This is a genomic window from Candidatus Eremiobacterota bacterium (genome assembly GCA_031082125.1).
Lineage (GTDB): Bacteria > Vulcanimicrobiota > CADAWZ01 > CADAWZ01 > Ess09-12 > Ess09-12.
In genome coordinates this window covers 2,491-2,695 of sequence record JAVHLM010000032.1, presented here as the reverse complement: position 1 = coordinate 2,695, position 205 = coordinate 2,491, and the positions used below count along the sequence as shown (strand labels likewise).

General features: G+C 58.5%; 1 protein-coding gene. It reads right to left on the bottom strand.

Going from position 1 to position 205, the window contains the following annotated elements:
- The coding region (locus RDV48_25905; protein MDQ7826263.1) for a hypothetical protein at positions 1-205 on the bottom strand (205 nt) is incomplete at both ends.

The window sequence follows — 205 nt, the reverse complement described above, 5'->3', positions numbered from 1 at the left end:
AAGGGGGAAGCAAGCCCCTCGCTCTGCGAAGTCCTGTTCAGGAACTGCGAGAGGGTGTTCTCTTCAGTCTTGGTAAGGGTCCTTGTGAAGGGGGAAGCAAGCCCCTCGCTCTGCGAAGTCCTGTTCAGGAACTGCGAGAGGGCGTTCTCTTCGCTCTTGGTAAGGGTGGTGGTGAAAGGCGTGGCGAGCTTTTCGCTCTGCGAGG